We start from the raw sequence: 13,849 nt of genomic DNA on the forward strand, positions 1-13,849 counted from the left end.
GTGCGATCCACCGCGTCGAGGAGAGGACGCTGGGCCTGGCTGGTGGTGATGACCGCCGTGCTCGCCGCCGCGCTGCTGGTGCCCTCCGCCGCGGGGGCCCAGGACGAGCAGGGCGAGCGGGCCCTGGGTCGGGTCTTCAGCGGCACCGGTCAGGATCAGGAGCGCCACGCCGGGGTGACGATCACGGTCACCGACGCGGAGGGGGCCGAGGTCGGGTCGGCCGAGACCGACGACAACGGCGAGGTGCTGATCGACCTGCCCGGCCCGGGGGAGTACACCATCGCCCTCGACCCGGCCACGCTGCCGGAGGGGCTGCTGCCCCGCGACGACGTCACCGAGCGCACCCAGACCGTCCAGGCGGGCCGTCAGGCGAACGCGCTGTTCCCGCTGGTGGAGGGGGACGGCACGGGACAGCCGGTCGCCGGCGCGGGGGACCGCGGGCGCTCGTTCACCGACCAGCTCGGCAGCGTCCCCCAGCTGACCCTCGACGGCATCAAGCTCGGGTCCATCATCGCCATCACGGCGATCGGCCTGTCCCTGATCTTCGGCACCACCGGCCTCATCAACTTCGCCCACGGCGAGCTGGTCACCCTCGGCGCGGTCGTGGCGTTCTTCTTCAACGCCTCGGCGGGCGGGCCCCGCTGGCACCTCCTCCTCGCCGTCGTCCCCGCGGTGCTGGTCGGCGCGCTGGGCGGCGCGACGCTCGAGACCGCCGTGTGGCGGCCCCTGCGTCGCCGCGGCGTCGGCCTGATCTCGATGCTGGTGATCTCGATCGGCCTGATGTTCGTGATCCGGAACGTCATCCTGATCGTCTACGGCGGCGGGACCCGACCGTTCGCCGACTACAACATCCAGTCCGCCATCCGCTTCGCGGGCGTCGCCATCCCCCCGCGGGACCTGGCGATCATCGTCATCTCCCTGGTGGTCCTCGTCGGCGTCGGGCTGATGCTGAACCGCACCCGGATCGGCAAGGCGCTCCGCGCCGTCGCGGACAACCGCGACCTGGCGGAGTCGTCCGGCATCGACGTCGAGCGGGTCATCCGCTTCGTGTGGCTCCTCGGCGGGGGGCTGGCGGCCTTCGGGGGCGTCCTGCTGGGGTCGACCGAGCAGGTCAACCAGAACATGGGCTTCAACCTGCTGCTGCTGATGTTCGCCGGGATCATCCTCGGCGGGATCGGGACCGCTTACGGCGCCATGGTCGGATCGCTGATCGTCGGGATCGTGAGCCAGGTGTCCACGGCGTTCTTCAGCGTCCAGCTCAAGTTCGTGTGGGCGCTGCTGATCCTCATCATCGTCCTGCTGATCCGGCCACAGGGCCTGCTCGGCCGTCGAGAGCGCTTCGGGTAGCGGGAGAACTGCGATGGAGCTCACCAACGTCCTGTACGACGGCCTCCGCGCCGCGATCGGCCTCGAGGCGGTCGTCTACGCGCTGGCCGCGATCGGCCTGAACATCCACTTCGGCTACACCGGCCTGCTGAACTTCGGGCAGGTCGGGTTCATGCTGCTCGGCGCCTACGGCGTCGCGATCACCGCACGGCCGTGCGCCGACGTGGCGGCGACCCAGACCGCCGCGGAGCAGATCGGCCCGTGCGGGCAGCCCCTCGCCCTCGGCGTCCTCGTCGGCATCGGCCTGGCCGTGGTGCTGGCCCTGCTGCTCGGGGTCCCGACCCTCCGCCTGCGGGCGGACTACCTCGCGATCACGACGATCGCGGCCGGGGAGATCCTGCGGTTCGTGTTCCGCTCGGATTCCGCGCAGGCGCTGACCAACTCGGTGTTCGGCATCCAGCAGTTCGCCGGCGACATCTACGCGATCAACCCGATCCCGGACGGCCGCTACTTCGGCCAGCTGAACTTCTCCGAGCGCCAGCTCTGGGTGATGGTGCTGGGCTGGGGGCTCGTGGCGCTGCTGTGCGCGTGGACGTGGCTGCTCATGCGCTCGCCGTGGGGACGGGTGCTCAAGTCCATCCGCGAGGACGAGGACGCCGCCCGCGCCCTCGGCAAGAACGTGTTCAGCTACAAGATGCAGGCGCTGGTCCTCGGCGGCGTGTTCGGCGCCCTGGGCGGGATCTTCCTCGCCATGGGCACCCAGGCGGTCAACCCCGACACCTACATCCCCATCCGGACGTTCTTCGCCTACGTCATCATCATCCTGGGAGGGACCGGCACGATCCTCGGGCCCGTGGTCGGCACGTTCCTGTTCCTGTTCCTGACCGCCGGCCTCGAGACGCTCATGCGCGAGCTGATCACCGGCGGCGTGATCAGCGAGGCGGTGATCGGCCTGCCCGAGGTCGGCCCCATCCGCTTCATCATGGTCGGCCTGATGCTCGCGCTGCTCATGGCGTTCAGGCCGCAGGGCCTGCTCGGCAACCGAGAGGAGATGCTGCTCGATGCCCGTTGAGGAGACCGAGCCCACGTCGTCGTCGCGGGTCGCGGACCCGTCCGCACCGTCGCGTGCCGCAGCGGCACGGGCGGCGCTCGCGGACGTGCCGGCCGAGCCGGGGGTCCCCAAGCCCGACCCGGTGCTGATCGTCGACGGGGTCACCCGCCGCTTCGGCGGACTCACCGCCGTCGACGTGGAGCACCTCGAGATCCAGCGCGGGCTGATCACCGCGCTGATCGGCCCGAACGGCGCCGGCAAGACCACCTTCTTCAACCTGATGACCGGCTTCGACCGGCCCGACGAGGGGACCTGGTCCTTCGACGGCCACGACCTGGGTGGCGTGCCGGCGCACAAGGTCGCCCAGTACGGGATGGTCCGGACCTTCCAGCTGACGAAGTCCCTCAACCTGATGAGCGTCATCGAGAACATGCGGCTGGCTGGCACCGGCCAGACCGGTGAGCGGTTCCTCCCCGCGATCATCCCGGGGATGTGGCGGTCCCAGGAGCGGGCGATCACCGAGCGGGCGGACGAGCTCCTCGCGCGCTTCAAGCTGGACGCGAAGCGCGAGGACCTGGCCGGGACGCTGTCCGGCGGGCAGCGCAAGCTCCTCGAGATGGCCCGGGCGCTGATGGTGGAGCCGGAGCTCGTGTGCCTGGACGAGCCGATGGCGGGGGTCAACCCGGCGCTGGTCCAGTCCCTCCTCGGCCACGTGAAGGGCCTGCGGGACGAGCTCGGCATGACCGTCGTCTTCGTCGAGCACGACATGGACGTCGTCATGGACATCTCCGACTGGGTCGTCGTGATGGCGGAGGGACGGGTGATCGCCGAGGGCCCGCCGGCATCCATCGGCACGAACGAGACCGTCGTCCGGGCCTACCTGGGCGGTTCGGAGGGGGAGGGCGAGATGTCCCTCGCCGACATCGAGGCAGCGGAGGACACGCCGTGAGCGACCAGCCCACCCCGGACGCCCCCACCCACGACCAGCAGATCGCCGCGGAGCGCCAGCGCGTCGTCGACGAGGCCGCCGGCCACCACGGCGCCGAGGCGCTCAGCGAGGCCGGCCGGCCGCCCAGCCCCGAGGAGTCGATCCTGTACGCCGAGGAGGTGGTCGCGGGCTACGTGCCCGGCGTCGACATCCTGACCGGCACCAACCTCCACGTCCGCGAGGGCGAGCTGGTCGGCATCATCGGCCCGAACGGCGCGGGCAAGTCCACGTTGATCAAGGCGATGTTCGGGCTCGTCGACATCCGCAGCGGCCGGGTCGTGCTGCGCGACGACGACATCACCGGCCTGACGGCCCACGAGCTGGTCGACAAGGGCGTCGGCTACGTCCCCCAGACGAAGAACGTGTTCCCCTCGCTGACGATCGAGGAGAACCTCCAGATGGGGATCTACCTGCGGCCCAAGCAGTTCGCGGAGCGGTTCGAGTTCGTCGCCGGCCTGTTCCCCAAGCTGCTCGATCGCCGCAAGCAGCGCGCGGGGTCGCTGTCGGGCGGTGAGCGCCAGATGGTCGCGATGGGCCGCGCGCTGATGATGGACCCCGGCGTGCTGTTCCTCGACGAGCCGTCTGCCGGCCTCTCACCGGCCAACCAGGGCGTGGTCTTCCACCGCGTGAAGCAGATCAACGACGCCGGCGTCACGATCGTGATGGTCGAGCAGAACGCCCAGCAGTGCCTGCGGATCTGCGACCGCGGCTACGTCCTCGACCAGGGACGTGACGCGTACACCGGCACCGGGGACGAGCTGCTCCACGACCCGAAGGTCGTGGAGCTCTACCTCGGCACGCTCGTCAAGGCCTGACGGGGGAGGGGCCTACCCCTCCTCCGCTGGCGCCGGCTCCTCGCCCGCAGCCAGGGCGGTCGCCTGCTCGAACTGCTCGGGCTCGATCCGGCCCGCGTAGCGGGCGACGACCTCGCCCTCGGCGTTGACGAAGGTCCACATCGGGGTGCCCTGCAGACCCCAGGCGTCGGCGATCGCGTCCTCGGAGTCGACGATCACCTGGCCCGGCCAGCCCTCGCGCTCCAGCCACTCGTCCGGCGGCCAGTTCGGGCGGGACGGGTCGTGGAACGTCGACACCGCGACGATCTCGACGCCGTCAGCGACCAGGCCCTCCTCGACCCAGTCGGCGACCAGCGGCGCCTCCTCCTGGCAGTGGGGGCACCAGTGCGCCATGAACGCGATGGCCTGGGCCTGCCCCTCGGCGCCGATCGTGATCGGGTCGCCCTCAGGCGTGAACCCGGTGGCGTCCGGGGCGTCCATCCCTACCGCGGCGTCGTCAGCCCCCGCGGAGGTGGCGGGCGGCAAGGCCGTCTGGCCCTCCTCGATCGTGGCGGCCTCGACGCCGAGGCTGGCGTCGCTGCCCTGGATCAGCAGGTAGCCGATGCCGCCGACCAGGGCGACGCCGACCAGGACGGCCAGGACCATGAAGACGGTCCGCTGGGCGCCGGCCTTGCGCTGCTGCTGGGCCTCCCGGTCCAGGCGCTCCTGGCGTCGGGCCTTCTGGCGCTCCCGCTTGGACATCTCATCGGGGTTCATGTCTGTGCTCATCGGACGAGCTCCTCCTTCGTGGCCTCGCGACCGCTGCCCGCCGTCGCGGAGGACCGGGCGGCCCAGGCCAGCGCGATGATGGCGATGAAGCCGGCACCGGCCATGGTCGGGATGGTGATGAAGCCGAACCGCTCGACCCAGATGGCCGAGCAGGGGTTGTTCGGGTCGCAGAACTGCGCTGACGTGTCTGCCGGCAGCCGCTGGATGATGACGTGCCAGATGCTGGTGACCACGCCGAAGAGGGCCAGGGGCAGCGTGTACGCGAGCGCGTCGGTGCGACGTCGCAGCAGGGCCGTGGTGGAGATCACCGCGGTCGAGTACATGAAGATCCGCTGCCACCAGCACAGCTCGCAGGGCACGTAGCCGGCGATCTCGGAGAGGTACAGGCTGCCGACCGTCGCCGTGCCGCTGATCGCCGCGGTCGCGCCGACCGCGTGCGGGCGCATCCACGCGCGGAACGGCGCGGACACGACCAGTGCGACGGCCCCGACCACGGCCACGAGGGCCAACAGGGCGAAGAGGGTGGTCAGGGCGAGCGTCATGAGGGCATCTTCGGGGGTCGCTGCAGCACGGGCGGCATGGTCCTCGACGGGGTCAAAGGCACACCACGGCCGTGGTCAGGACACGGCCGAGGTCGATGATAGGTGGCCGTCCGGCCGTCAGCCGTGGAACGGGTAGCCTCACCGCCCGATGTCGACGGTCGTGCTCGGCCGCGTGCTGCTCGTCGTGGCGGTGGTCGGGATGGTCGCACCGCCGTGGCGGCTCCCGCGCTCCGCCGCCCCGGTCGCGGGTGCGCTCGTCGCCGCCGCGCTCGGCCTGGTGTCCTGGCCCGGTGCGGTGGACGCCGCCCGTCCTCTGTGGCCCGCGCTGGCCTTCCTCGTGGCGGCGGTCCCCCTGGCGCTGCTGCTCGACCGCACCGGGGTGTTCGACGCCGTGGCCGCGCGGGTGCGGGGGCAGCGCGGCCTGCTGTGGCGCGCGTGGGCGGTCGCCGCCGTGGCCACCGCCCTGTTGAACCTCGACGCCGCGGTGGTCCTGCTGACCCCGCTGTACGTCCGGATCGCCGACCGCACGGGCGTGGACCGCATGGCGCTGGCGGTCATCCCGGTCCTGCAGGCCTCGCTGGCCTCGTCGGCGCTGCCGGCCTCCAACCTGACGAACCTCATCGTGGTGGGGGCCGCGCAGGTGCCCGCGTCGGCGTTCCTCCGCGAGCTGGGGCCCGCGACGGTGGCGGCCGTCGTCGTCGGCGGCCTCGCCCACCGGCGGTGGGCCGGGCAGCCCCCGCCTGCACCTGCGCCGATCCCCGACGCCGGCGACGCGCAGCACCGCGGACAGGTGGTGCTCGGCGCGGTCGTCGCGATCGCCTGCGCCATCGGCTTCAGCACGGGTGAGCTGGTCGGCGTGGCACCGTGGCAGGTCGCCGCGGTCGGGGTGCTGGTCCTTGCGGTCGGCACCCGACACGTCCCGCTGCGGGCGCTCCCCGTCGACGCGGCGCTGCTGGTGCTCGCGATCGGGATCCTGGTGGCGGCGGTCCTGCCCGTGCCGCGCGCGGTGGACGCGGACCTCCTCGGCCAGGTGGCGGCCGTGGTCGGCGGGGTGGGCGGGTCGGTCGTGGCGAACAACCTGCCGGCGGTCCTCGCGGCGCTCCCGGCCGTGTCCTTCGACCACGGCGGCACCGGGTTCGCCATGCTGCTCGGGGTCAACGCCGGTCCGGTCCTGGCGCTGTGGGCCTCGTTGGCGGCGCTGCTGTGGCTGCAGGCGTGCCGCGGGCTGGGTCTCGACGTCGACGCCCGCGCCTACCACCGGGTGGGCTGGCAGGTCGGCGGACCAGCTCTGCTGGCGGCCACCGCGGTCCGGCTCGCTCAGGTGGCGCTGACGGGCACGCCGAGCGCCTAGGTCCTTGGTTGCATGGGTCCTGGGTTGCAGGTTGCACGGCCAACTATGGTTCACCTAACTTCGATGGGGATGCCTGCCCCCGCCCCGCGCCGCGCGTGACCGTCGACGTCCGGTCTGTCGACACCGCGCCCGCGCCCGTAGCCGCCGAGCCGTCGCGCCGCGACGGCCTCGCGCGCCTGGGCGCGGTGCGCGCGGTGGGCCTCGTGCTGATCCTCGTCCTGCTGGGCGTCGTGGTGGTGGCCAGCCTCGCCTACGGGGCCCGGCCCATGGCGGTCTCGGAGGCCTGGGAGTCCTTCCTCGCCTTCGACCCGGCCTCCCAGGACCACCAGATCGTCCGGACCCTCCGGGTGCCCCGCACGCTGATCGGGCTGGCCGTCGGCGCGGCCCTCGGGCTGGCCGGCGCCGTCATGCAGGGCATCACCCGCAACCCCCTCGCCGACCCGGGGATCCTCGGCGTCAACGCCGGCGCCGCCGTGGGGGTGGTCCTCGCGATCTACCTCCTCGGCATCGGCTCGGCCGTGGGCTGGATGGCCTTCGCGATGACCGGGGCGTTGGGGGCCTCGGTGCTGGTCTACGGGCTGGCGAGCCGCGGGCGTGGCGGCGCGACGCCGGTCAAGCTGGCGCTGGCCGGGGCGGCGACGCAGGCCATGCTGCAGGCGGTCACCTCGGCGGTGATCCTGCTCGACGTCCGCACCCTCGACCAGTTCCGCTTCTGGGTGGTGGGCTCGTTGACCGGCCGCGACCTGGACATGCTGGTCCGGATCCTGCCGTTCCTCGCCGCGGGCGTCGTGCTGGCGCTCGGCATGGGGCGGACGATGAACGCCCTCAGCCTGGGCGAGGACGTGGCCGCCGCGCTCGGGCAGCGCGTGGCCCACGCCCGGCTCGCCGGCGTGGCGGCGGTGATGCTGCTGGTGGGATCGGCGGTGTCGATCGCCGGTCCGCTGTGGTTCGTCGGCCTGGTCGTCCCGCACGTCGCGCGGGGCATCGTCGGACCGGACCACCGCTGGATCCTCGTGTACTCCGCCGTCCTCGGACCTGTGCTGCTGCTGATCGCGGACGTGCTCGGCCGACTGGTCGTGCGGCCCGGTGAGCTCCAGGTCGGCATCGTCACCGCGCTGATCGGCGCGCCGCTGTTCATCGCCCTCGTCCGCCGCCGACGCCTGGTGGCCCTGTGAGCCCCCGGAGCGCACGGTGAGCGCGCCAGCGATCACGCCGCTGGCCGGGGGGCGGCGGGCGGTGTCGCTCGGTCCCCTCAGCACGGTCGTCGAGCCGCGGCTGCTCGTGGTCGTGTCCGGGCTCGCCCTGGTCCTCGTGGGCCTCCTCGCCGCGGCGCTGTCCATCGGCGACTTCCCCATCGCGCTCGACCAGGTCCTCCCGGCCGCGCTCGGTCGGGGCGGCCCGGACGCCGACTTCATCGTCCGCACCCTCCGCCTGCCGCGCGCCCTCACCGGTGTCCTGGTGGGCGCGGCGTTCGGGCTCTCCGGGTCGCTCTTCCAGCGGCTGAGCCACAACGTGCTGGCGAGCCCCGACCTGATCGGCATCACGGCGGGGGCGTCGCTCGGGGCGGTGCTGGTCATCGTGACCGGCGCGACGCTGGCGGTCGGCGTGGCGACGGGTGCGCTGCTGGGCGCCGTCGCCACCGCGACCGCCATGTACCTGCTCGCCTGGCGACGCGGCGTGACCGGGACGCGCCTGGTCCTGGTCGGGATCGCGTTGACCGCCGTGCTGACCGCCGGCACCCAGTTCCTGCTGACGCGCGCGGACATCACCGACGTGGGGCAGGCGACGGTGTGGCTGACCGGCAGCCTGAACGGCCGCAGCTGGGATCACGTCGTCCAGGTCGGCGTGGCGTTGGCCGTGGTGGTGCCCCTCACCCTCGCCAACGGCCGCGGTCTGCGGACGCTCCAGCTGGGCGACGAGGTCGCGCGCGGGCTGGGCGTGCGGGTGCAGGCGACCCGGACGGTCCTGATCGCGCTCGCCGTCGCCCTGGCCGCGATCGCCACGGCTGCGGCGGGGCCGATCGGGTTCGTCGCCCTGTGCGCCGGCCCGATCGCACGACGGCTGACCGCGACCGGCGGGGTGGCAATGGTGCCGGCGATGCTGGTCGGCGCGTGCATCGTGCTCGGTGCCGACCTCGTCGCCCAGCACCTGCTCGGCGGGCTCCCCGTCGGGGTCGCGACCGCGCTGGTCGGTGCGCCCTACCTCCTGGCCCTCCTGGCGCGGGCCAACCGGATCGGATCAGACGGATGACCGCCGTGCGAGACCACTCCACCCACGTGGCACCCCCTCCTCAGCCGCGCAGCCCGCTGGGCGCCACGGGGCTGCGGCTCGGCTACGACGACCGCCTGATCGTCGACGGGCTCGACGTCGCCATCCCGGGTGGGGCGGTCACCGTGATCGTCGGGGCGAACGCGTGCGGCAAGTCGACCCTCCTCCGCGGCCTGGCCCGGCTGCTGCGGCCCGTGTCGGGGACGGTCCACCTCGACGGCCGGGACATCCACCGCATGCCGACCAGGGAGGTCGCCACGCGCCTCGGCCTGCTGCCGCAGTCGCCGACCGCCCCCGAGGGCATCAGCGTCGCGGACCTCGTGTCGCGTGGCCGCCATCCGCACCAGACGTGGTTCAACCAGTGGAGCGCCGACGACGAGGTCGCCGTGACGGCGGCCCTCACGGCCACCGGGACGGCGGATCTCGCCGACCGGCCCGTCGACGAGCTGTCGGGCGGGCAGCGCCAGCGCGTGTGGATCGCCATGGCGCTGGCGCAGGAGACGCCGGTCATGCTGCTGGACGAGCCGACGACGTACCTGGACCTCGCCCACCAGATCGAGGTGCTGGACCTGCTGGCGGAGCTGAACGTCGCCCACGGGCGCACGATCGTGATCGTGCTGCACGACCTCAACCAGGCGTGCCGCTACGCGAGTCACCTGATCGCGATGCGCGAGGGGGCGATCGTGGCGGAGGGTCCACCCGACCAGGTCGTCACCGAGGCGCTGGTCGAGGAGGTCTTCGGCCTCCCGACGCGGATCATCCCCGACCCGGTGTCCGGGACGCCGCTGGTCGTGCCGATCGGATCGGCCCACCGCTAGGACCGCTCGCGGCCGGCACGCGGTCAGGCGCAGTCCGCGCAGAGGCCCTTGAGGATCACGTCGGCCGCGTCGACGTGGGCGCCGGGGACGTCCGCGGTCAGGCACGGCCGCTCGCCGACGACGCACGGGACGTCGATGATGCGGCCGCAGGACCGGCAGACGAAGTGGTGGTGGGGGTCGCTGCCGGTCTCGTACAGCATGCGCCCCGCCCCCGACTCCGCGGGCAGGACGAGCCCGGCGTCGCAGAGCTGGCCGAGCACGTGGTACACGGTCGCCTTCGACAGCCCGGTGCGGTCGACGAGGGTCTCGGCCGGGTGGTGGCCCGGGTTGGCGTCGAGCCAGTCGAGCACCGTGACCCGCGGACGGGTGGCGCGCAGCCCCACGTCGCGCAGCCGGTGGTCGGCGGCGTGGCGTGGAGCATCGGCCACAGGCCGGTCCACGTGCGGTCCGGGGTCCCCCGTCACCGCTGCGCGGAGGTCATCCAGAGCTGCTTGTCGAGGACGCGGATGACCTCGATGAGCAGGTCCTCTGCCGCGGTGTCCACGGCCGCCACGCGTCCGGAGCGCTCGCGGATGTTCGTCACGACGGTCTTGATCCGCGCGGTCATCGCGTCGATGACGGCGGCGTCGTCCATGAACTCCGCGTCGACGGGGTCCATCGTGTGGTCGCCGGCGACCCGGACTGCCCGGCCGTCGGGGCAGATGCCGACCGTGGACATGTACTCGGCGACGGTGTCGCTGTACTCGCGGTGCTCGTCGACGAGCTCATCGAGGTGCTCGTGGACCGGCTTGAAGCGCGGGCCGACGACGGCCCAGTGGAGCTGCTTGCCGGTCAGGGCGAGGTCGATCAGCTCGGTCAGCGTGGGCTGCAGGTTCTCGGCGACGACCTGCGCGGCCTCGGGGGACAGGCTGGTCTCGATCGGGATGGACGTGGTGGTGCTGGTCTCGGTGCTCATGTGCGGGAGCCTCCTCCTGTCGATATCGGTGAGGTGAGGTTTACCTTGGACGATGTCCAATGTGCTGTGACTTGGACTCTACCCAAGGACTGGCTCCACGCAACACCCCGTCCTGGTGGTAGCATGCCGACGGACATGCGCGACCTCTCCCTCCTCCTCCTTCTCCGCCGCGGCGGGCGCCTCTAGGCCGGTCCCTCGCCGCGGAGTCCGCCAGCGCGCCGGCCACGCAGCGAGGACACGAGGAAGCGAGAAGGACATGGAGAACACCCAGACCCCGTCGGGCATGCCCGTCGGCAAGTACGCGCCCTACCACCAGCTGATCGCCGTCGACCTGCCGGACCGCACCTGGCCGACGAAGCGGATCGAGGTGGCCCCCCGCTGGTGCGCCGTCGACCTCCGCGACGGCAATCAGGCGCTGATCGACCCGCTGAACACCGCGCGGACGCGCCGGATGTACGACCTGCTGGTGTCGATGGGCTACAAGGAGATCGAGGTCGGGTTCCCGGCGGCCAGCCAGACCGACTTCGACTTCGTCCGCCACCTGATCGAGGAGGACGTCATCCCCGACGACGTCACGATCCAGGTGCTGACGCAGTGCCGTGCCGAGCTGATCGACCGGACCTTCGAGGCGATCGAGGGGGCGGACCGGGCGATCGTGCACTTCTACAACTCGACGTCCGTCACCCAGCGCCGGGTCGTGTTCGGCGCCGATCAGGACGGCATCGTCGACATCGCCGTCCGTGCGGCGCGCCAGGTCCGCAAGCTGGCCGAGGCATCGTCGGTCGACGTCTCCTACGAGTACAGCCCCGAGTCCTACACCGGGACCGAGCTCGACTTCGCCGCGCGGATCTCGAACGAGGTCTTGGCGGTCATGGAGCCCACGCCCGACCGGCAGATGATCATCAACCTGCCGGCGACGGTCGAGATGGCCACGCCGAACGTCTACGCGGACTCCATCGAGTGGATGGGCCGCAACCTGGCGATGCGCGATGCCGTCGTGCTGAGCCTGCACCCCCACAACGACCGGGGCACCGCCGTGGCCGCCGCAGAGCTGGGCTACATGGCCGGCGCGGACCGGATCGAGGGCTGCCTGTTCGGCAACGGGGAGCGCACCGGCAACGTGTGCCTGGTGACCCTGGGCATGAACCTGTTCAGCCAGGGCGTCGACCCCCAGATCGACTTCAGCGACATCGACCACATCCGCAGGACCGTCGAGTACTGCAACCAGCTGGGCGTCCACGAGCGCCACCCCTACGGCGGCGATCTGGTCTTCACCGCGTTCAGCGGCTCCCACCAGGACGCGATCAAGAAGGGCTTCGAGGCGATGGCGATCGACGCCGAGGCGAAGGGCGTCGCCGTCGACGACCTGACCTGGGACGTCCCGTACCTGCCGATCGACCCGAAGGACCTGGGCCGCACCTACGAGGCGGTCATCCGCGTCAACAGCCAGTCCGGCAAGGGCGGCGTGGCGTACGTGATGCGCAACGAGTTCAACCTGGACCTTCCCCGGCGGCTGCAGATCGAGTTCTCGAAGGTGATCCAGGCCCACACCGACACCGAGGGAGGCGAGGTCACCCCCTCGACGATGTGGGACATCTTCACCGACGAGTACCTGCCGCGGTCGACAGCCCCCTGGGGGAGGTTCAAGGTCAACGGCTACTCCCAGGAGTCGAGCTCCGAGGGTGAGGACACCCTCCGGGTCGCGCTGTTCGACGACGGCCAGCGCACCGAGATCGAGGGGACCGGAAACGGGCCGATCAACGCGTTCACGACCGCGCTCGCCAGCACCGGCGTCGAGGTGCGGGTGCTGGACTACGTCGAGCACGCGATGAGCTCGGGCGGCGACGCGACCGCGGCCGCGTACGTCGAGTGCCAGGTGTCGACGTCGGACGGCACGTCGAGCCAGGTCCTGTGGGGCGTCGGCATCGACCCGAACATCGTCCGAGCCTCGCTCAAGGCCATCATCAGCGCCGTCAACCGCCACCTCGGGCGCACGTTCGGGGCCTGACCGCCGTGCCGCTCCCGCGCCTCGGCGCATCGAGCCCCGGTGCCCGGCCGACCGCCCCGCCGTGTCCGCGCCGCGGGGGAGGTGCGCTGTGCGCGCCCCTAAACCGGGTCTGGCTGCTCGACGCCGGTCCGCGGCTGGCGCGCGCCTGGGCCGGGTGCACCTGCGGGACGCGCTTCGGGATCGGGGCGGCGGCGGACGCCTGGCGTGCGCACTCCGACGCCGCCGACCGGCCCGACCGGTCCGCCTGGCTGGACGCCGAGGCGCTGCGCGCGGTCGTCGAGGGTGTGCCGGATGCCGGCCGGCGGGTGCCGCGCGCGGCGCCTGGGGTCGTGCCGGTCGGCGAGCCGGTGATCCACGCCGCGACCGCCTGGGTGGACCCCGCGGACCCCGCTGTGGCCGAGCTGGCCCAGCACATGCTCGCCGTGATGGACGCCGCACCGGGGATCGGGCTGGCGGCCAACCAGGTCGGCGCCGGCCTGCGGGTGATCGCGCTGAACTTCCCGAAGCTGATCCCGCAGGTCTGGGTCAACCCGGTCGCGGTGTCGACGGCGGGGGAGTGGACCTTCGCCGAGGGGTGCCTGTCCCTCGAGGTGGAGGGGTCGACCGCCGATGTCGTCCGCCCGAAGGCCATCACCGTCGTCGCCGACCTGCCCGGCGGGGGTCACGTGGTCGTGGAGGCCGACGAGATGCTGGCCCGGGTCATCCAGCACGAGCTCGACCACCTCGAGGGGATCGAGTACGTCCAACGGCTCGAGGGGGCTGTGCGGGACGAGGTGTACGACCGGCTGGAGGCCGACGGCGTCGACACCGACCTCCTGCCCCCACGTCCCCTGCGCTGACGGAGGGGGTCTGTCGCGCGAGCCTCCCCTCGGGGGGTCTGTCGGGTTCGTTGCGCCAGGCGAGACGTTTGTGACAGGCCTTCGTCCCCTGGCCGCCGCACGCCCCGGGGTCTGTCACCTTCGTAGATCGGAAGAGCGTCG

14 protein-coding genes are annotated in these 13,849 nt (G+C 72.3%); 10 read left to right on the plus strand and 4 right to left on the minus strand.

The features are described from left to right. The 4 genes from ACEQ2X_RS07725 to ACEQ2X_RS07740 are packed head-to-tail and all read left to right on the plus strand — an operon-like array spanning window position 1 to window position 4,180. A complete protein-coding gene (locus ACEQ2X_RS07725) occupies window positions 1-1,347 on the plus strand; it encodes a branched-chain amino acid ABC transporter permease (RefSeq protein ID WP_370325222.1) in 1,347 nt (448 codons plus the stop codon). A 13-nt stretch (window positions 1,348-1,360) separates the two neighbouring features. Beyond that, on the plus strand, window positions 1,361-2,398 hold the full coding sequence (locus ACEQ2X_RS07730) for a branched-chain amino acid ABC transporter permease (protein WP_370325223.1): 1,038 nt from the start codon (window positions 1,361-1,363) through the stop codon (window positions 2,396-2,398). Beyond that, on the plus strand, window positions 2,388-3,326 hold the full coding sequence (locus ACEQ2X_RS07735; RefSeq protein ID WP_370325224.1) for an ABC transporter ATP-binding protein: 939 nt from the start codon (window positions 2,388-2,390) through the stop codon (window positions 3,324-3,326). Before ACEQ2X_RS07730 ends, ACEQ2X_RS07735 begins: the two co-directional genes overlap by 11 nt. Continuing rightward, entirely contained in the window at window positions 3,323-4,180 is an 858-nt protein-coding gene (locus ACEQ2X_RS07740; RefSeq protein ID WP_370325225.1) for an ABC transporter ATP-binding protein, read from the plus strand. The genes ACEQ2X_RS07735 and ACEQ2X_RS07740 overlap by 4 nt, the downstream gene beginning before the upstream one ends. Window positions 4,181-4,192: 12 nt before the next feature. Here the strand turns inward: ACEQ2X_RS07740 and ACEQ2X_RS07745 are convergent, their stop codons facing one another. Further along, on the minus strand, window positions 4,193-4,927 hold the full coding sequence (locus ACEQ2X_RS07745) for a TlpA family protein disulfide reductase (protein ID WP_370325226.1): 735 nt from the start codon (window positions 4,925-4,927) through the stop codon (window positions 4,193-4,195). Then, window positions 4,924-5,469, minus strand: a complete 546-nt coding sequence (locus ACEQ2X_RS07750; RefSeq protein ID WP_370325227.1) for a disulfide bond formation protein B — start codon at window positions 5,467-5,469, stop codon at window positions 4,924-4,926. The genes ACEQ2X_RS07745 and ACEQ2X_RS07750 overlap by 4 nt, the downstream gene beginning before the upstream one ends. A gap of 148 nt (window positions 5,470-5,617) precedes the next feature. Between ACEQ2X_RS07750 and ACEQ2X_RS07755 the strand changes: the two genes are divergently transcribed. The 4 genes from ACEQ2X_RS07755 to ACEQ2X_RS07770 all read left to right on the plus strand — a co-directional run bounded on the left by ACEQ2X_RS07755 (window position 5,618) and on the right by ACEQ2X_RS07770 (window position 9,906). Continuing rightward, window positions 5,618-6,820, plus strand: coding sequence for an SLC13 family permease (locus tag ACEQ2X_RS07755; protein WP_370325228.1), 1,203 nt, complete (start codon window positions 5,618-5,620; stop codon window positions 6,818-6,820). Between the two features lie 95 nt (window positions 6,821-6,915). Continuing rightward, window positions 6,916-7,995 (plus strand): FecCD family ABC transporter permease, encoded by a 1,080-nt coding sequence (locus ACEQ2X_RS07760; protein ID WP_370325229.1) that lies wholly within the window; start codon window positions 6,916-6,918, stop codon window positions 7,993-7,995. A gap of 16 nt (window positions 7,996-8,011) precedes the next feature. After that, entirely contained in the window at window positions 8,012-9,070 is a 1,059-nt protein-coding gene (locus tag ACEQ2X_RS07765) for a FecCD family ABC transporter permease (RefSeq protein WP_370325230.1), read from the plus strand. Then, window positions 9,067-9,906: an ABC transporter ATP-binding protein gene (locus ACEQ2X_RS07770; RefSeq protein WP_370325231.1), complete on the plus strand. Its 840-nt coding sequence runs from the start codon at window positions 9,067-9,069 to the stop codon at window positions 9,904-9,906. Before ACEQ2X_RS07765 ends, ACEQ2X_RS07770 begins: the two co-directional genes overlap by 4 nt. Window positions 9,907-9,929: 23 nt before the next feature. Here ACEQ2X_RS07770 and ACEQ2X_RS07775 read toward each other — a convergent pair whose 3' ends face one another. Then, window positions 9,930-10,334: a Fur family transcriptional regulator gene (locus tag ACEQ2X_RS07775; RefSeq protein ID WP_370325232.1), complete on the minus strand. Its 405-nt coding sequence runs from the start codon at window positions 10,332-10,334 to the stop codon at window positions 9,930-9,932. Window positions 10,335-10,366: 32 nt separating this feature from the next. Beyond that, window positions 10,367-10,861: a Dps family protein gene (locus ACEQ2X_RS07780; RefSeq protein ID WP_370325233.1), complete on the minus strand. Its 495-nt coding sequence runs from the start codon at window positions 10,859-10,861 to the stop codon at window positions 10,367-10,369. A gap of 256 nt (window positions 10,862-11,117) precedes the next feature. On the opposite strand from ACEQ2X_RS07780, the gene leuA reads away from it, so the two are divergent. Together leuA and ACEQ2X_RS07790 are read left to right on the plus strand one after the other, a co-directional pair. Beyond that, window positions 11,118-12,869 (plus strand): 2-isopropylmalate synthase, encoded by a 1,752-nt coding sequence (gene leuA, locus ACEQ2X_RS07785; RefSeq protein WP_370325234.1) that lies wholly within the window; start codon window positions 11,118-11,120, stop codon window positions 12,867-12,869. Window positions 12,870-12,874: 5 nt separating this feature from the next. Beyond that, window positions 12,875-13,708, plus strand: coding sequence for a peptide deformylase (locus tag ACEQ2X_RS07790; RefSeq protein WP_370325235.1), 834 nt, complete (start codon window positions 12,875-12,877; stop codon window positions 13,706-13,708). Window positions 13,709-13,849 lie beyond the last annotated feature (141 nt).

The organism is Euzebya sp., assembly GCF_964222135.1.
Classification (GTDB): Bacteria; Actinomycetota; Nitriliruptoria; order Euzebyales; family Euzebyaceae; genus Euzebya.